The 16,686-nt window shown below is 52.6% G+C and carries 17 protein-coding genes; 6 read left to right on the top strand and 11 right to left on the bottom strand.

Annotated features, from left to right (window positions below; translation table 11 throughout):
• The first annotated feature begins 20 nt into the window (after positions 1 to 20).
• A complete protein-coding gene (locus tag A4E33_RS06395) occupies positions 21 to 1,181 on the top strand; it encodes a Uxx-star family glutaredoxin-like (seleno)protein (protein WP_292346963.1) in 1,161 nt (386 codons plus the stop codon).
• A 711-nt stretch (positions 1,182 to 1,892) separates the two neighbouring features.
• On the opposite strand, the gene A4E33_RS06390 is transcribed toward A4E33_RS06395, so the two are convergent.
• The 4 genes from A4E33_RS06390 to tfrA form a co-directional block, all read right to left on the bottom strand.
• Positions 1,893 to 2,276, bottom strand: a complete 384-nt coding sequence (locus A4E33_RS06390; RefSeq protein WP_292346854.1) for a hypothetical protein — start codon at positions 2,274 to 2,276, stop codon at positions 1,893 to 1,895.
• A gap of 105 nt (positions 2,277 to 2,381) precedes the next feature.
• Positions 2,382 to 3,359 carry a hypothetical protein gene (locus A4E33_RS06385; RefSeq protein ID WP_292346853.1) on the bottom strand — a complete coding sequence of 326 codons (978 nt, stop codon included), beginning with the start codon at positions 3,357 to 3,359 and terminating at the stop codon, positions 2,382 to 2,384.
• A 63-nt stretch (positions 3,360 to 3,422) separates the two neighbouring features.
• Positions 3,423 to 5,012, bottom strand: a complete 1,590-nt coding sequence (gene tfrB / locus A4E33_RS06380) for a fumarate reductase (CoM/CoB) subunit TfrB (protein WP_292346852.1) — start codon at positions 5,010 to 5,012, stop codon at positions 3,423 to 3,425.
• On the bottom strand, positions 5,009 to 6,637 hold the full coding sequence (gene tfrA, locus A4E33_RS06375) for a fumarate reductase (CoM/CoB) subunit TfrA (protein ID WP_292346851.1): 1,629 nt from the start codon (positions 6,635 to 6,637) through the stop codon (positions 5,009 to 5,011). Before tfrA ends, tfrB begins: the two co-directional genes overlap by 4 nt.
• 71 nt (positions 6,638 to 6,708) lie before the next feature.
• On the opposite strand from tfrA, the gene A4E33_RS06370 reads away from it, so the two are divergent.
• Positions 6,709 to 8,097, top strand: a complete 1,389-nt coding sequence (locus A4E33_RS06370) for an aspartate kinase (protein WP_292346850.1) — start codon at positions 6,709 to 6,711, stop codon at positions 8,095 to 8,097.
• A complete protein-coding gene (gene purM, locus A4E33_RS06365; protein ID WP_292346849.1) occupies positions 8,090 to 9,106 on the top strand; it encodes a phosphoribosylformylglycinamidine cyclo-ligase in 1,017 nt (338 codons plus the stop codon). The genes A4E33_RS06370 and purM overlap by 8 nt, the downstream gene beginning before the upstream one ends.
• 52 nt (positions 9,107 to 9,158) lie before the next feature.
• On the opposite strand, the gene A4E33_RS06360 is transcribed toward purM, so the two are convergent.
• The 4 genes from A4E33_RS06360 to A4E33_RS06345 all read right to left on the bottom strand — a co-directional run bounded on the left by A4E33_RS06360 (position 9,159) and on the right by A4E33_RS06345 (position 12,127).
• Positions 9,159 to 9,590, bottom strand: coding sequence for a hypothetical protein (locus A4E33_RS06360; RefSeq protein WP_292346848.1), 432 nt, complete (start codon positions 9,588 to 9,590; stop codon positions 9,159 to 9,161).
• 3 nt (positions 9,591 to 9,593) lie between these two features.
• Positions 9,594 to 10,784: a hypothetical protein gene (locus A4E33_RS06355; RefSeq protein ID WP_292346847.1), complete on the bottom strand. Its 1,191-nt coding sequence runs from the start codon at positions 10,782 to 10,784 to the stop codon at positions 9,594 to 9,596.
• Positions 10,781 to 11,629 (bottom strand): protein kinase, encoded by an 849-nt coding sequence (locus A4E33_RS06350; RefSeq protein WP_292346846.1) that lies wholly within the window; start codon positions 11,627 to 11,629, stop codon positions 10,781 to 10,783. The genes A4E33_RS06355 and A4E33_RS06350 overlap by 4 nt, the downstream gene beginning before the upstream one ends.
• A 333-nt stretch (positions 11,630 to 11,962) precedes the next feature.
• On the bottom strand, positions 11,963 to 12,127 hold the full coding sequence (locus A4E33_RS06345) for a hypothetical protein (RefSeq protein WP_292346845.1): 165 nt from the start codon (positions 12,125 to 12,127) through the stop codon (positions 11,963 to 11,965).
• Between the two features lie 684 nt (positions 12,128 to 12,811).
• On the opposite strand from A4E33_RS06345, the gene A4E33_RS06340 reads away from it, so the two are divergent.
• Complete coding sequence (locus A4E33_RS06340) at positions 12,812 to 14,362, top strand: AAA family ATPase (RefSeq protein WP_292346844.1); 1,551 nt, start codon at positions 12,812 to 12,814, stop codon at positions 14,360 to 14,362.
• A gap of 170 nt (positions 14,363 to 14,532) precedes the next feature.
• Here the strand turns inward: A4E33_RS06340 and A4E33_RS06335 are convergent, their stop codons facing one another.
• The 3 genes from A4E33_RS06335 to A4E33_RS06325 form a co-directional block, all read right to left on the bottom strand.
• Positions 14,533 to 15,057, bottom strand: a complete 525-nt coding sequence (locus A4E33_RS06335) for a ZPR1 zinc finger domain-containing protein (RefSeq protein WP_292346843.1) — start codon at positions 15,055 to 15,057, stop codon at positions 14,533 to 14,535.
• A gap of 4 nt (positions 15,058 to 15,061) precedes the next feature.
• Complete coding sequence (gene sepF, locus A4E33_RS06330; RefSeq protein ID WP_292346842.1) at positions 15,062 to 15,427, bottom strand: cell division protein SepF; 366 nt, start codon at positions 15,425 to 15,427, stop codon at positions 15,062 to 15,064.
• Between the two features lie 122 nt (positions 15,428 to 15,549).
• A complete protein-coding gene (locus tag A4E33_RS06325) occupies positions 15,550 to 16,047 on the bottom strand; it encodes an RNA-binding protein (protein WP_292346962.1) in 498 nt (165 codons plus the stop codon).
• Between the two features lie 207 nt (positions 16,048 to 16,254).
• Between A4E33_RS06325 and A4E33_RS06320 the strand changes: the two genes are divergently transcribed.
• Together A4E33_RS06320 and A4E33_RS06315 are read left to right on the top strand one after the other, a co-directional pair.
• Positions 16,255 to 16,485 (top strand): LSM domain-containing protein, encoded by a 231-nt coding sequence (locus A4E33_RS06320; RefSeq protein WP_292346841.1) that lies wholly within the window; start codon positions 16,255 to 16,257, stop codon positions 16,483 to 16,485.
• 11 nt (positions 16,486 to 16,496) lie between these two features.
• The gene (locus A4E33_RS06315) at positions 16,497 to 16,679 is read left to right on the top strand and encodes a 50S ribosomal protein L37e (protein ID WP_292346840.1); all 183 of its coding nucleotides are present in this window, start codon (positions 16,497 to 16,499) and stop codon (positions 16,677 to 16,679) included.
• The last annotated feature ends 7 nt before the right edge of the window (positions 16,680 to 16,686 follow it).

Here is a 16,686-nt window from a genome sequence, read left to right as displayed (position 1 = left end):
GCCATGCCCTTGTTGGCATGATGACCAGAGTCACCGTCTATTCAACCCAGAACTGCCCGTACTGCCGGATGGCAAAAGCGTTTTTAGAGAAGCACGGCGTCCCGTACGAGAGCATCGATGTCGGGGCGGACCGGGCGCAGGCCGAGAAGATGATCGCGCTCTCGGGCCAGCGGGGTGTGCCGGTGATTGTCGTTGACGACGAGGTGATCGTGGGCTTCGACTCGCAGCGGCTGAACGAGCTCTTCGGTGAGACCCGGGAGGGCGGTGCGTACGACGTCCTGATTGTCGGTGCCGGACCGGCCGGGCTTACGGCCGGGATGTACTGTGCACGGAAGATGCTCTCGACCCTGATCATCAGCGAGAACATCGGCGGTCAGGCGCTGGAATCATGGGCGGTCGAGAACTACATGGGCTACCGGATGGTTTCGGGCGAGGAGCTGATGAAGAAGTTCGAGGAGCAGGTCCGCATGCATGATATCCGGCTCGAGATTGACCGGGCTGCCGGCTTTTCCGAAGCGGACGGTGTTTTCCGGGTCAGTACGACAACCGGCCAGGAATTTTTTGCAAAAACCATCATCTTTGCGCAGGGCAAGCGGCCCCGGAAACTCGATGTACTGGGCGAGGACCGCTTTATCGGGCGTGGGATCTCGATCTGTTCCACCTGCGACGGCCCGCTGTTCAAAGGGAAAAAGGTCGCGGTTGTCGGCGGGGGCAACTCGGCCCTCCAGACGGCAATCGAGATGAGCAGTATCGCTGCATCGGTCAGCCTGATCGTGCGCAGCAGCATAAAGGCCGACGCGGTGTATGTCGAAAAGCTGAAGGGGATCGGGAACATCACGGTTCACGAGCACACGAAGGTCACCGCCCTCCATGGCGAACAGTTCCTGACCGGGGTCACGATCCGCGACGAGAAGGGATCCGAACAGCAGCTCCCGCTTGACGGGGTCTTTGTCGAGATCGGCTGGCTGCCCAACACGGATATTCTTGATGGTTTTGTTGCGCTCAACGAGCAGAAAGAGATCATCGTGGATATCAACTGCCACACGAACAGGCCGGGCGTGTTTGCTGCCGGCGACATCACGAACGAAAAGAGCAAGCAGATCATCATCGCGGCCGGCGACGGGGCGAAGGCGGCGCTCGAGGCGTTCGAGTACCTGATGAAAGAAGGAAAAGGGGAGTAGGTTATTTCACCGGATTTTTCCGGTTCTCTTTTGATCCCGGATCTTTAAAAATTCTGCAGAATTCCGGCCCGTGAAATTTTCTGAAAAATTTTTCCTGTAGAACCGGTAATAAAAAAATTTCCGGAGAATTTTCCGGGCCGTAAAATCCCTGGCCTGGCTCCTGCCTGTCGTCCTGCGAAATCCCCGGCCCGCGGGGCAGGGGATACCGCGCTTCCGATGGGCTGACGTGCACCCATTTCTCCGTCGGAGGACCTTTCCCGGAAAAGGGTATCTCTGCCCGTCTCCCCCCGTTGGACAAACAGGGCTCCTTTTGCCAAACGGGACGTTTTAATGGCGATTTGAGAAAACGGGAAAAATTTCGGGTGCCCGAAAATGTGACGAATTCGCAGAAAAGTGTTGCGAATTCACTTTTTCCGGGGCCTTTACGGGCCCCGATTCAGTTTTTCACGCCGGATGTAAAATGTGCCCTAATAGACCCTATTGGACAGCGGATCGGGCGGTTCTATGGGCTGCGGGACGTGGCGGAGGCCCGGTGGCGGGGGAGAGCCGGAGGTCCGGACGATTTTTTCCGGGAAAAATACCGGGCCGGCCCGATTATTTTTCCGGGATTTTTTTGCACCAGAAGATGCCGATAATGATGAGAATGAAGAGAGCGATCCCGGCCGGGAATATTGGATGAAAGCGCAAAAAAAGTTGAGCGCTACCAAAAAATTACCCGACCTTAACCACAACAACATTCCGGTTCAAATACAGCCCGACACCGACCGGGATCAGGAACATCAGGGCATAGTACAGGTAGATGTGCGGGGCGTAATACGCCGGCGAGGAAAACAGCCGCACGATGAACACGTAGTCGAGCACGATCGCGATGACCGCCCATGCGATCCCGACCCCCGCGTAATATTCCGTTGACTCGTAATCGCGCTGTCTGAACCACCACCAGGTCACGAGGATGGTGAACGGCGTAAAGGTGAACAGCATGATCCAGGCCATGCTGTCCTTGTACGGAGTAAAAAACACGACGATCCCCGCAAGGTACCCGACAAGCCAGAAAAGGATGCCGAGCCCTGCGGTGTCTTTCAGAATATTGTCCATACGCAACGTTGGGAGGAGATGGTCATGAAGGTATTGGGGCCGGGGAGATTGGTGACCGGGAAAAATATCCCGGCCGGCTGCATCAGTTTTTCGCTGGCGCCGCGCTTATTCCAGACTCCGCCTCTTCCGCCTTTTGCTCCAGTAATAGCCGGCGATGACAAGAATTATTGTTGCAATCCCGGATATGATGAGTATCGCAATTATCCTTCCATTCCTCGGAGGTGGTGGATCTGCAATTATTGTAGGTTGAAGTAATATATCGTTGAAGGACTCGTTACCTTTATGGTAAGCGTCACGGGCCCTCTCTCTTGCACGCTCAAAGTTACATTTGTTGATCTGTTCATTAGCCATAATGAGATAATCCATGGCTGCTTCTCGTTTCGTCAAAGCTGATGAATAGCTGATTGAAGAGGAACGCCATCGATATTCAGCACTTCTGTTGAATTTCAAATCTGCAATCATGCCATCGACTTTTATAACGGGAACCGATGCTTCCCGGACCTCTTTCTCAGCAATAACTTTTTCATGAAGACACAGTGTCTGATTTTCTTCTGTAAGGTCAACCGGAGAACAACACGGCCGGGGAGGCGGCGCGCTTTTCTCATGGATATCCGTGCCATCAGTCTCGAAAAACGTATCGGAAGCAATTCTTCCTCTCTCATCAAATTCCTGAATTCGGATGGAAGTGACATTTTGAATTCTGTCAGCGGACGGTAATGTTCCCTCTATTGTCAGTCTCATCGATTCATTGACGCTGGAGGGATACGTTACAAGCCATCCTGAAATTATGAGTAACGGTCCGGTTGCAGAATACCGGGGGGAATCACGCCCGTCGAGGATAATGCTGTAATTCCATTGTGCATTTTCAAGATCAGTATGAATCAGCAGCCCATGCCCGGTATCGAAAGTCTGATTCAATGATGGGGCAAATTCGATTGTACCGTTGATAATAACCGGTGTCCCTGTTGTCAATTGCCCGGATGGATCTACGGTGAGCTGGGTCACATTCCACGCCGAAACGCCCTGAAAAAAAATCGGTATCAGGCAGATAACCAGCAGCCCCGCCCTGAACAACTCTCGCATTATAAAAACGAATATTCTATTTGTAATATTCTTTCTGATTTGAGCTCAGAAAAAAGAATTCTCTTAGCTCTTTTTCCCGGTCGCCTTCTTCTTCGGAGCCTTCGGTGCCTTCGCAGCTTTCGGTTCTTTTACCGGCGCCTTCTTCATACCGGCCTTCTTCTCAGCAGCCGGTTTTCGGGCTTTCGCCGGCTGCTTCGCCGGCCCCGCCCGGTCCTTCTCCCTGTACCCCTCGAGCAGCACCGACGCGATGTGCTTCACCGGCTTGTCCGTGTGGCCGGCGATGTGGAACTCGCAGAACGGGCAGGAGGTGATGACGAGCGTTGCGCCGGTCTTCCGGATCTCCTCGCCCCGGCGTTTGCCGAGGGCTGCAGCCTCTTCCGGTATGCCGGAGCGGACGCCGCCGCCGCTGCCGCAGCAGACGGGCGGCATCTCCACGAGGTCCACGACCTGCCGGGCCAGCTCCCGCGGCTGGTCGCGGACACCCTGGCCCCGGAGCAGGTGGCAGGGGTCGTGGTAGGTTGCTTTGACGCCGAGCTTCGCGGGCGGCTCGATGCCGAGCTGGACGAGGAGCTCGTTGATGTCGATGACCCTGAACGGCTTGTCCGCCGGGTAATCGTTCTTGAGCGTAGTGCCGCAGCCGGCGCACATGGTGAGGACGGTGTCGATGCCCCTTGATCTGAAGACTTCGATGTTCTTCTTCTTGAGTTCGTCCACGTAATCCAGCTGGCCCGTGCGTATGAGCGGCGAGCTGCAGCAGACCTGGTCCTTCGGGACAATGACCCGGATGCCGTTGCGCTTCAGGACTTCCATGGCGTCGAGCGCCGACTGCTGCTGCCGGAGGTTGTACATGCAGCCCACGAAGAACCCGACCGTTGCCTTCATGGGGCCGTCGGGCTCAATGACATCCGGCACCTGCTCAAGGAACGACTCGGACGTGCGGGCGATACTCCGGCCGGTCTCTTTGACGAGCGCCGCGACCTCGAGATGCCGGGGCAGGGTGAACCCGAGCCTGTTGGCCCGGGCCCGGAGCTTCTCGATCGCCTTTCCCGGGATCTCGATCTCTTTGGGGCAGACCTTCCAGCAGGCCTGGCAGCTCGTACAGGTAAAGAGACCGTCGCGGACAGCGTCCGATACCCGGTGGCCGCCGTCCCGCGGGTCGAGCACGAGGCGCATCTCCTGCCGCATCCCGGTGGGGCCGATAAAGTTCGTGACATCGACCGCCGGGCACGCCGAGACGCAGCAGAGGCACTCGATGCAGTCCCGCAGCGGCTTGATCGCATCGATGTCGGCCTTCTTCGGGAGCACGATCTCCTTCTTTGTGCAGAACGAGGCGATCTGCGAAAGTTTCGGGACAAGGTCGGTGACGAGATCCTTTTTCACCGGGAGGTTCAGCGGCTCGATGGTGCTGTTGTCCTTTGCCTCCTCCATGCACGCAAGCACCGGCTCGCCGTTCATGCGGACAGCGCAGGAGCCGCACTGGCCCGATGCGCAGGAGTACCGGTACGAGAGCGTGGGATCGAGGGTATCGTGGATCGCGTGCAGCACGTGAAGAACCCGGGCCCCCTCGTTCACCTTCACCGTGTAGGTCCGGAAGTACGGCGCCCGGTCCCGGCCCGGCTCGAAGCGCCGGATCGTCACCGTCAGGTCTTTCATGCTGCGCCCCCCTTTCGCTCGATCCCCTGCCCTTTCTTGGAGATGAACGTGTGGGCAAACGGCGAGTGTTCGGCATCGTGGGACTGCGTGACGTCCTTACGGACGTGCGCCCCCCGCGACTCCTCGCGGACCAGGGCGAGGCGGCAGATGAGCGAAGCAGTGAGGCACATGTTCTGGACAATGCAGCACTCGGCAAGGTTGCGGGAGGTCTTGGCGCAGAGGGGCTTGTCGGCAAGGACATGGACCGCCGCAAGCGTCCGTTTCAGGTCCGTGGCGTTCCGGAAAATCCCGGCACCTTCCCACATCGCCTGCTGGAGCATCATCCGGACGCGGGACGGGCTTTTTGTGCCGGCCAGGAACCGGTCGAGCCGCTCTTCCTGCCGCCGGACCTGTTCGATGTCGATACGCTTCTGCCGCTTCTCCTCTTTCCCGGCAGCAGCCCCGGCCCGCCGGCCAAAGACCTGCGTCTCGGCAAGGGCGTTGCCGCCCAGCCGGTTGGCGCCATGCACGCCTCCCGCGACCTCGCCGCAGGCAAAGAGGCCGGGCAGCGTTGTCCGGCACTCGGGCGTGATCCGGAGCCCGCCCATGATGTGGTGGGCCGTGGGGGCGACCTCCATCGGCGTTGTCCGGATGTCCACGCCGAACTTCAGGAACTGTTCGAGCATCACGGGGAGGCGGCTCTCGATCTGTTCGCGGGGGAGGTGGGTGACGTCGAGGTACACGCCGCCGTTCGGCGTGCCCCGGCCCTCGAGGATCTCAGTCGCGATGGCCCGGGCAACAACGTCGCGGGTCGAGAGCTCCATCCGCTGGGGATCGTACTTCTGCATGAACCGCTCACCCCTGCTGTTCTTCAGCACGCCACCCTCGCCCCGGACCGCCTCGGTCACGAGCCGGCCCCGGGCATCGTAGGGAAAGACCGCGCCGGTCGGGTGGAACTGGATCATCTCCATATCGATCAGTTCAGCGCCGGCCCGGTAGCCGATGGCGTACCCGTCGCCCGTCCCGCTCGATGAGTTGGTGGAGATATCGTAGACTTTCGTGCCGCCGCCGGTAGCAAGGATTGTGCTGTCGGCCTTGAGGAGCACGAGGTCTCCTCTCTCGTCAAGGGCCATCGCCCCGATGACCCGGTCGCCGTCTTTCAGGAGATCGATGACCGTGTACTCCTGCAGCGTGGCAACGTCCGTGCCGTCCAGCTTCTCCACGAGCGTGGTCATCATCTCGTGGCCGGTCCGGTCGCCGGCATAGCAGGTGCGGGGGAACCGCTGGCCCCCGAACGGCCGCTGGGCGACTTCGTCCATGTCTGTAAAGTCGAAGACCGCACCCCACTTCACGAGGTCCCCCATCCGCAGCGGCGCCTCCTTCACGAGGATGTCCACGAGCGCCGGGTCGTTGAGGTACGCCCCGCCCTTCATCGTGTCCTCGTAATGGATCCCGCACGAGTCCTCGTCACGCAGGACCGCGTTGAACCCGCCTTCCGCCATCGTGGTGCAGCCTCCCTTGCCCACGATGGTTTTACTGATGAGCACCGTGTCGCCATGCTGCGAGGCCTCGATGGCAGCCCGGACACCCGCTCCCCCGCTCCCGATCACCAGCACATGGCAATCCACAACGTCATCTGCAAGCATCTTATAGTGTCTGGGACGTATAGTTACATAAATAAAAGCCCAGCAGAGTGAGACGATCGATGAGACTTTTAATGAAATTCGGCGGTACGTCCGTCGCCGACGCGAGCTGCATAAAAAAAGTTGTGGACATCCTTGAGGAACACCATACAAAAGGCGACGAGGTTGCGGTTGTCGTCTCCGCCCAGCGGGGCGTGACCGACCAGCTGATCGAGATCGCCACCAGACTCCCGAACGCAAAGGACGATTCGGCCATTGCGCCGCTGATCCAGTCGCTCTCGAAACGGCACATGACCACGCTCGAGGGTGCGGCCCCCGACCATGTCGCGAAGGTCGGGGCTGAGATCGATGAGAAACTCATCAAGCTGCAGAACATCCTGTTTGCCATCTACACGCTGCGGGACTGTTCCCCGCGGTCGAAAGACTACATCATCTCGTTCGGCGAGCGCCTGCTGGCCCCGATCCTCGGGGCAGCCCTCCGGCAGCGGGGCATCGCCTCAACCGTGATGGACGGCTGCGAGGCCGGCATCCTCACCACCCCCCAGCACGGGGAGTCGACCTCGCTCCTGCGGAGCGACGAGAAGGTCCAGAAGAAGATCGTCCCGATGCTCAAAAAGGAGATACCGGTGATCATGGGGTTCATGGGCTGCACCCCTGAGGGGATCCTCACAACGCTCGGCCGGAGCGGCTCGGACTACTCCGCCTCCATCATAGGCGCCGGCATCGACGCGGACGAGATCTGGATCTGGACGGATGTGGACGGGATCATGACCTGCGACCCGCGGGTCATCAACGACGCCCGGGTCATGCCCTCGCTCTCGTACCTCGAGGTCATGGAGCTCTCGTACTTCGGGGCCAAGGTCATGCACCCGCGGTCCATCGAGCCGGCGATGCGCAAGAACATCCTGGTGCGGGTCAAGAACACCTTCAACCCGAAGCATCCCGGGACGGTCATTGTCCGCAACGGGCAGAAGGACAACCGCGTGGTCAAGGCGCTCACCTACATCGACAAGGTCGCCGCGATCAACATCAACGGCGCCCAGATGATCGGCAGGCCCGGCGTGGCAAAGGCAGTCTTTTCCAACCTTGCCGACCATGACGTGAACGTGATGATGATCTCGCAGGGGTCGAGCGAGGCGAACATCTCCCTCATCGTGGACGAGAACCACCTTCAGACAGCGGTCGTTGCGCTGGGCGATCTCGTGAAGCAGGGGATTGTCCGCGAGGTCACCCACAACCATGATGTCAGTGCGGTCGCGGTGGTCGGCGCCGGAATGGCCGGTGCTCCCGGCACCAGCGGCAGGATCTTCACGGCGCTCGGAAACGCCGGCGTGAACGTGATGATGATCTCGCAGGGGTCGAGCGAGGCGAACATCAGTTTCGTGGTGAAGCAGGACGACGGCGCCCGGGCGTGCCGCGTGCTCCACGACGAGTTCCATCTCTCGGAGGAGAGCGATGGCTGAGGCTTCTGCAAGAGCGAAGGCGAAGAGTGCATACGCAGCCGCCGGCGTCGACATCGACCTCGAGGCAACCGCAATCAGGGCCCTGATAAAAAACCTGACCTACCGCAGGAAGGGAAAGGGGAAGATGATGGGGAAGGTCGGCCACTTTGCCGGCCTGCTGGATTTCGGCGACATGGCGATGGCCCTCACGACCGACGGCGTTGGCACGAAGATGCTGGTCGCGGACCAGCTGCAGGACTGGACCACGGTCGGGATCGACTGCATCGCGATGAACGTGAACGACCTGTACGTGATGAACATGGAGCCGGTTGCGTTCGTGGACTACATCGCGACCGACAAGCTCTCCGTCGAGAAGATGGCTCAGATCGGGATCGGCCTGAACGAGGGTGCGAGGCAGGCGAACATCGATATCGTGGGCGGCGAGACCGCATCGCTCCGCGGCCTGGTGAACGGCCTCGATCTTGCCGGCACCTGCATGGGGATGCAGAAGAAGGACAAGATTATCACGGGCGATGCAATCCGGCCGGGCGATGTCATCATCGGCGTCGCCTCTACGGGCGTCCACAGCAACGGCCTCTCGCTCGCACGCAGGGTCGTGGAGAAATACGCGGGCTACGATGAGAAGTTCAAGGGGAAGAAGACCTTCGGCCAGGAGCTCCTGACCCCCACGCGGATCTACCACGAAAGCCTGAAAGTTGCGGCAAGCTGCAAGGTGAACGGCATGTGCCACGTCACGGGCGGCGGACTGCTGAACTTCACCCGCCTCAGCAAGTACGGGTTCCTCTTCGATTCACCCATCAAACCGCCCGAGATCTTCACGTGGATCCAGAAGGCCGGCGACATCACGCCCATGGAGATGTACCGCACGTTCAACATGGGGATGGGCTATGCTTACGTTGTCCCGAAGGCCTCGGTTGCGAAGGTGCTGAAGATGGTGAAGGGCTCGCAGGTTGTCGGGAACGTGGTGAAGGAGCCCGGGGCGTGGTTCGGCGGGATGGAGATTACCTGATTCTCATACAAAAAAAATTCTTAATTAAACCGAATTATACTATATTAATCAATTATAATTGAAATTTTTCATTGAACTTTTCTTCTAATCTCGGAGAATACGGCTCTTCGAAAAACGGATTATAATGACAATGGATAGAACCTGAGTCGTCGATACTTATCAATCCAACATTGGCTTTACAAAATTTATCCGTATTCGACAATGCAGGTTCTACATGATCGTGATCTAAAATTACAAATGATTTATTGACGAATGCTTTATAGCGGAAAGCTTGCGTTAATGCCCGAGTCCAATTAGTAAGTTTTGCTTCATATGCGTACGAAATTTGTTTCTCCTTATTCCTCTTAATAAATATAATATCAGGAACACCAAAAAAACCTGCGACTTGCTCTTGCATTATACTTTTTCCTGAAATCATGAAATTGTGGATTTGCTCAGCCCTTTTAATAGCCTCCACCATCTCAGCCTCAGTTTTATATGCCATTTTTTAGCTTCTCCAACCTTGGTCGCGGGCAAATAAATTTGCCGCAGTTGCAAATTGAGTCGTGAATGCACCCTGTCTTCCTATTTCAATTCCCGTGCTGTTAATTCGAGAATATTCTTCAATAGCATTTTGAATTATTTCACTCACCTTAGAATATCTGTTCGCACCGACAAGGGCTCGAATTTCTTTTAATTGTTTTGAGATCTCTACAAAATAATGTTTGTATGGTTCACTGCTTTGGGCACTGCCGTTATATCCGGTTCCGAACATAGTCTCAAGATATTCATTATCCCCGAAAAAGTCATCGTTAACCAAGGATCGATTTCTCATTAAATCTACATAGGGAGCATCAATCCAATCAAGAAGGACAGGTGAATATATTTTATAACTCGGTACTTTTATCTCACCAGTTTCTGTTTCTTCAAACATTTTTGAATTAAATATTCGTAAATTACCGAATGAACCAATAGTCACTATTGATGGATTTGCAATCGATAATACCAGAGATTCACTATTGAGGTAGCCCAGAACAATAATCATTTTATTTTTATTGAGTACATGGACAAAGTTCATTAAATTTAGTAAGAATTCGGCGTCAGTAATTTGAGAGGTTCGTGGTAATAATTCTGTAATAAGGTAGATTCCTTTTAAACCTTCTAAACCAGTTATCCACGTTAGCAAATAATCTGTAAATGATTTATTTTTTAACATGTGTGCCGTGAGAACTAGTTGAAGAATTACATCCTTACTTGGATTGAGATTATTTCGAGCCTCTAAAAAAGGAGTGACAAAATTTGTCTCTTGATTTTGCACAAATTGTTCAACATCTGGCGCTCCTTCGTAGAATCTTGTAGGAATTACCAAATATCTGAAATTATTTTTTATCTGGAAATTAACACATTTTTCCGCAACGGTTGAACAATAATTTGGATATCGGTTCGTTTCAAAGCCACCCGGCATCAATAAATCCGGATAAAAATCATACGAATCCATTTTTTTTATTGCAGCATTCGGGTTGAAAAACTGAGGATCAAAAATTGCTTTATTTTTCACAATCGTGGGCAAAGACTCAACTTTTCCTTTTTTTCTGCTGCGCGGAGAAATAATGACTCCTTCCCCAGTTCCATCCTCTTGATAACTATCAATACTCCATTTGTCTCTGTGACCCAATTGGTGGTAAATTTCAAATGTCATCTCATCAACTCCAGACTGTAATTAAGATCCTCCATGAAAAGTTCAAACGTCCTGTATCGGTCGTATTGTTCATAACCCAACAAATTTGTAGCGAGTGATTGTATTGGAAAAAAGCTCTTATCAGAAAAGGCATTCCGGTACCAATTGTTATTAAGAATATTATCTCGTATTGATTTTCCACCGACCAATGTAGGGGAGAATGGGTGTTGACCTTTCAGTAATAACTGCATTAAAATGATCCCCAGGTTATACTGATCGGTTCTCCAGTTAATTAACGACTTATTATACCTATGTTGCTCTGGAGCAGCATAATCTCTGGATAATGGCCCCCCATATTTTGTTTGGGTAATTGAATCCAGATCGAGTACTCGAGCTATACCAAGATCTATGATTCTAGGGGAATTATCATCGTTGATGAGAATATTATCTGGTTTAATATCGCGATGCACAATTTTTTTATCCCAGATGATTTTTAATCCTACAGCTAATTGTTTTATGAGGTTCAATGCCGTAAATGGAGAATAAAATCTTTCCATGCGTTGTGTGAGCTGCGGTGAATTAAGAAATTCTTCAAGAATAAGATAACGGTTTTTCGAAATTATCTGGAAATCGTAATTTTTCGGATAAAAATGTGAATTAATTTGCCTTAATATTTCTACTTCTCTCTCAATACGTGATAATTCCCAACCTATTGGATTTGTTGGAGTTGCATAATATCCGATCTTTAATGCCGCAAATCCATATGTGGGGTTGTCGACTCTAAATACGACTCTCTGTCCCCCTTCATGTATTTTTTGTGGATTTGAGAAATTACAGATTACATCATCGCTTTCAACATTGCTCAATTGAGTACACCATTATCAAATTTGTTATTATATAGTCACTGATAATCTCTCATACCTTAATGATTTCTATATCCGCAAGGAATTACTCCTGGAGCCTTAATAACCTCCCAAACCACACCCCCTCCTTCCCAAAGCCGCTATAACGTTGCTATACACTGCCTCTTGATTTCCCGCCGGAGATCGCCCCTGTTTTCCGGCCCGGATTCCGCGTTTTTCACGAATCATTGCCTCTCCCAACTTGGCGGTGTGGTAAAAGACGTCCAACAGGGCACGCTGCGGGCCCGGATTTTACAGGGGTTTTTCGGGGTGCAGCACGTCGTAAAATACCGGGGGTCACCATACCTGGAACATCAGGGTATCGAAAAAGGGAGTCTCCCAACGGAGCTCATTTTCACCTCCGATTGCACCTTTTTCCGGTTCGTTTGGCCATAATTCGTCAAAAAGAGGCCACATGTTTTCCGGAATCGGCCATTTCAGCCCCTGATTTACGTTTTTCATATGTTTCCTGCCCCGGAAATGGCCACATTCAGACACGATACAAGGGGCGATCGATCGCTCAAATGACCTAGGGGACTTTGCCTGGACTATATGAGAAATGGCGGAAGCCTTCCAAATGGGACCCGGTTTTCAGATTCCAACCGCGATCGTGATCGCGACTGAAAACATTTCCGGAAAAATCGGGATCCGATTTTCGAACGAAAATCGATCATCGATTTCCGGATCAAAATCGATCCTCGAATTTTATTTTCAAATCGATCCGCGATTGAAAAACGGTTTGATGTACTGCACCACAGACGGAGCGTAGAATCGGGATCCGATTTTCGTACGAAAATCGATCAGCGATTTTCAGATCAAAATCGGATCCCGAAAATTTTTTTCAAATCGATCCGCGATTTTTGTTTGCAAATCGCGATCATGATCGTGATTGAAAATTTCTCCGGATTGATCAGGGATCGATTTTGACGTGAATATCGGGATTCTTTTTTCAGGAAAAAAACAGGATTCGATATCGGTATTGATCCGTACAATCCGGCATACCGATTTCTGCAGATATTGGAAACAAAAGATCATGCCAGTAGTATCTCTGCTCTTTTCTCTCAAATCCCTCTTTTGCCTACTAGATTAAATCGAAATTGAATTAATAAATCATCATACAATTTGTGTTACGAAAAGTGATCGACAATGGGGATTTTTAGAAAAACAAAAGAAGAATGGTTCGGTCTCGGTGGAAAGCATATCGATAACGGGGATTTTGATAAGGCCGTTGAAGCATATCATAAGGCCTTAGAAATCGATAATCAAGATCAGAATGTCTGGTTCAACTTAGGATTATCTTATCACGCACTCGGTATGCTGGATGATGCATACGAATCCTTCGATATGTGCACAACGCTTCAACCTGATTATGCTGAGGCATTTCTACGGAAAGGGTGCGTCCTATACGATCAGGAAAAATACCGACTTGCAATAAAAAATATCAATAAGGCTTTAGAGTTTGGATTAATCCCTGACGATGAAGTTACCGCCTTTGTTACGATAGCGGAATCATACGTTTCTTTAGAAAAAATGGATGAGGCCCTTCCATATTATGAGTCCGCCCTTGAATTGAATGATGAAAATGTGCAAGCCCTATCCGGAAAAGCTTTAGTTCTGTATTTGCAAGGAGACATCGACGAAGCAAATGAACTCATTGAAGAAGCTAAAGAGATCGATCCGGATAGCCCTGATCTGGCGATAGTCCTTACCATAATTGAGTCGGTTTCAGAAACTGACAGTGAAGACAACGAAAGTGATGAAGATGAAGAGGAAAAAGCCGATGATGTTCCTGTAAAATTATCTGATAAAAAGGAACAATCCTCAAAACAATCTGATGATAAAACCACAGAAAAGCCTAAAAAATCTTTTAAACGACCAGAAAAGACGAAAAAAGAATCTGGACCAAAGGGTTTTGCCTGTGTTGCAGGTATGCAGGATGTCAAAGACATTTTAACAAAGGATATTATCGAACCTTTAAATCGAGCGGAAGAAGCAAAAAAATTGGGTGTAAGTATCCCGAATGGCTTTTTATTCTTTGGTCCACCGGGTTGTGGAAAAACATTCATTGTTCGAAAATTGGCGGAAGAAATCGGTTATAATTACAAAGAATTTTCAGCGTCAGATGTTGGGTCCAAATGGGCTCATGAAACATCAGGAAATATCGCTAAAATCTTTAAAGAAGCAACCGACAATGCACCTACAATTCTATTCTTTGATGAAATCGAAGCTCTAGTTCCGAAAAGGGAATCATTAGGTTCGGAACAATGGAAACAGGAAGAGATTAACGAGTTCCTCACGCAGATGAACAATGCCAGTGAACATAAGGTTTTGGTCATCGGTGCGACGAATAAACCTGATGCAATTGATGATGCAATCATGCGTTCTGGTAGAATGGACAAGCGCGTTTACATCCCGCCACCGGATTTTGATGCAAGAAAAGACCTATTCAGAAAACAGTTAGAAGGCCGATCACAATCTCAAGATATCAATCTGGATGCGCTGGCAAAGAAAACAGAAAATTACGCCAGTTCGGATATCGCTCTCATCGTAAACGAGGCTGCAAGAAAAGCTTTCAAAGATGGTCTTGACGAATTAGAGCAAGAATTATTGGAATTCATTATTGAGAATACTCCGTCTTCGTTAACGAAGTCGAAAATTGATTTCTACAAATCGTTCATGCACCTGGAAAGAAAATAATTGTTTTACGACGCGGAACGGGTGATCAGCCCGTGGAGATGAACATGATTGATTGTCACCGGTATGTCCCAGACAGCGTCCATTCAATCCACCACCCCATCGTGCTGTGAGAACGGCCCTGATGTGAGGAGCGATCGTAATGGAAAAATGAGAACCTTCTACGAACGAGATTATTCCTCCGGCGGCACGTACTTCTCCTCAACCACCCTCTCCGACTCAATCCCCGAGTTCCCGCACGGATCCTCTAAGATAACAGTAACCGGAAACATCCCGGCCTTCACCTTCACAATATCGGCGAGCAAAGCAGCCGCATTCTCCTTCTCCACATCGGTCCCCCAGCGGAGGGCACCCTTCACCACTTCCTCGATCCGGTCGAGCACGCCCTCCACGTTCGAGACAAACCCCTGGCACTGCGGGCCGGGATCGATGCGGACGCCGAGCTCGGGGATCTCGATGCTGGCGCTCATGCTCCGGACGATCCGGACCGAGAGGTCGCCGGCGGATTCCACCGCGAGCGTGTGGCGTGCCGGCTCGCCGTGCTTTAAGAGCTGCGTGTCAACGAACTTGTATCCGCACGCGGGACAGATGGCCGAGATGATCAAAATATCGGAAAAATAGGGGATATTTTCTGTTGTATAGAGATATTCGATCTGGGTATTGCAGGACGGACACGGGCCCGGGACTCTGGTTTCCACGACCTTATGCACCGATCTTGTCGCGGGAGATCTTGACCGACATCGGGGTGATTACGACATAGCGCTGGTCGCCGAGGCCGATGATGTCGCCGTTGACGTCCTTTGCAACTTCCTTGAGGTCCTTTAAGACACGCTCGTAGGAGATCTTGTCCATCTTGAGCCGGGAGATGTCCACGATGACGATGTTGCCGTTGTAGACCTCGTCCTTGACCCGGGGGGTGTCCTTGAGGTCGGCGATCGTTGCGATCTTCACGAGAAGTGCCGGGCCTTTGCCGCCGCTCTCCTCGTACGACGCAAGATCCAGTTCCATGTAATCTTCGTCCGAATGAGCAGCGGTCTTGCCAAGAAGGGTGTCTATGATTTTAACCATAAAAAAACTGTATGACGAAAGTTATTTAATAGTATCTATTTCAAAGCCCCCGGAACGGGATTTCTGCAAAAAAAATGGGCAAAATGCCGGTTTTTTCGGGCCGGGAAAAAAGGTGGATCGCGTCAGATCTCCAGGATCCAGATCTCGTCACCGACGTGGTGGAACTTCTTCACCATCTTGCCGCCCGTAGCCGCACGCATCGCGGGCGCGTCGAACAGGGCGATGCCGACGGCAAGCGGCTTGCCGTGCCGCTCGTCCACGATCTGGACCGGGGCGTCCGCCTTCACGTCGTCGGTCACCGACACGATGCCCGGCCGCATGATGTCGGCGCCGTTCACCACGAACGGGATCGCGCCGGCATCGACGGCGACCCTGCGCTCCGGGAACGGGAACTGAACGGCTCCCCGGAGCGTGGGGAAGACCCACGTGCCCGTGTCCATGAGGAGCGGTTTTTTGCCGACAAGAAAGAGCGAGACGTCCGCGTTCGTCTCCAGCACCTCGATCATGTCCGCGTGGAAGAGTTTTGCCGAGGGGCCGATCTGCTCGGCGAGCCGCGTGAGCAGGTCCTGTGCCTGGCTCTTCCGGATGGAGTGACGCTTCTTTGCAACAATCTTCTTCATCGCTTTCGCTCCATCATATCTCTGCGCGAGCGGAAAACCTTTCTCCCGCCACGGGATTTCAGGGCCGGCAGCCTTCGGGAGCGGCCGCGGGTCCGGCAACAATTTTCAGGACAGGAAACCTTATTGAGGGATGCTGATCTACGGTATGTTTAAGTGATCAAGTCACCCACATGTAGTACTCCAGAGCGATGGTAACAGGGTATTTGTATGACCAAAAGACCGTTGGATATTTTGGATCTGGTGCTGAACCGTCAGCCCGTGATCGTCTCCCTCAAGGGAGGAAGAGAGATCCGGGGCGTTCTCCAGGGTTACGATGTACACATGAACCTTGTCCTCGACAAGGCCGAGGAGACCGAGAACGGACAGGTCAACAAGGTCGGTACGCTCATTGTCCGCGGCGACAATGTGATCTATATCTCTCCATCACTCGAGCAATAAGGTGAAACAACATGTCAAAAGGCACTCCATCGATGGGAAAGATGAACAAGTTCACCCACATCGCCTGCCGGCGCTGCGGGAGGATCTCGTTCCACGCCCAGAAGAAAGTCTGCTCCGCCTGCGGATTCGGCCGGAGCACCAAGATTACCGACCACAAGTGGAACACCAAGCGACCAAAGACCGTAACGCACTAGAGTTGTA

This window comes from Methanoregula sp. PtaB.Bin085 (genome assembly GCF_002067035.1).
Taxonomy (GTDB): Archaea; Halobacteriota; Methanomicrobia; order Methanomicrobiales; family Methanospirillaceae; genus Methanoregula.
The sequence above is the reverse complement of the archived record's forward strand: the minus strand, read 5'-3'. Positions and strand labels throughout refer to the sequence as shown.

Coding starts and splice junctions, on each gene's coding strand:
- A4E33_RS06395 (WP_292346963.1), top strand. CDS start 21: ATGACCAGAGTCACCGTCTATTCAACCCAGAACTGCCCGTACTGCCGG.
- A4E33_RS06390 (WP_292346854.1), bottom strand. CDS start 2,276: ATGGACAATATTCTGAAAGACACCGCAGGGCTCGGCATCCTTTTCTGG.
- A4E33_RS06385 (WP_292346853.1), bottom strand. CDS start 3,359: ATGCGAGAGTTGTTCAGGGCGGGGCTGCTGGTTATCTGCCTGATACCG.
- tfrB (WP_292346852.1), bottom strand. CDS start 5,012: ATGAAAGACCTGACGGTGACGATCCGGCGCTTCGAGCCGGGCCGGGAC.
- tfrA (WP_292346851.1), bottom strand. CDS start 6,637: ATGCTTGCAGATGACGTTGTGGATTGCCATGTGCTGGTGATCGGGAGC.
- A4E33_RS06370 (WP_292346850.1), top strand. CDS start 6,709: ATGAAATTCGGCGGTACGTCCGTCGCCGACGCGAGCTGCATAAAAAAA.
- purM (WP_292346849.1), top strand. CDS start 8,090: ATGGCTGAGGCTTCTGCAAGAGCGAAGGCGAAGAGTGCATACGCAGCC.
- A4E33_RS06360 (WP_292346848.1), bottom strand. CDS start 9,590: ATGGCATATAAAACTGAGGCTGAGATGGTGGAGGCTATTAAAAGGGCT.
- A4E33_RS06355 (WP_292346847.1), bottom strand. CDS start 10,784: ATGACATTTGAAATTTACCACCAATTGGGTCACAGAGACAAATGGAGT.
- A4E33_RS06345 (WP_292346845.1), bottom strand. CDS start 12,127: ATGAAAAACGTAAATCAGGGGCTGAAATGGCCGATTCCGGAAAACATG.
- A4E33_RS06340 (WP_292346844.1), top strand. CDS start 12,812: ATGGGGATTTTTAGAAAAACAAAAGAAGAATGGTTCGGTCTCGGTGGA.
- sepF (WP_292346842.1), bottom strand. CDS start 15,427: ATGGTTAAAATCATAGACACCCTTCTTGGCAAGACCGCTGCTCATTCG.
- A4E33_RS06325 (WP_292346962.1), bottom strand. CDS start 16,047: ATGAAGAAGATTGTTGCAAAGAAGCGTCACTCCATCCGGAAGAGCCAG.
- A4E33_RS06320 (WP_292346841.1), top strand. CDS start 16,255: ATGACCAAAAGACCGTTGGATATTTTGGATCTGGTGCTGAACCGTCAG.
- A4E33_RS06315 (WP_292346840.1), top strand. CDS start 16,497: ATGTCAAAAGGCACTCCATCGATGGGAAAGATGAACAAGTTCACCCAC.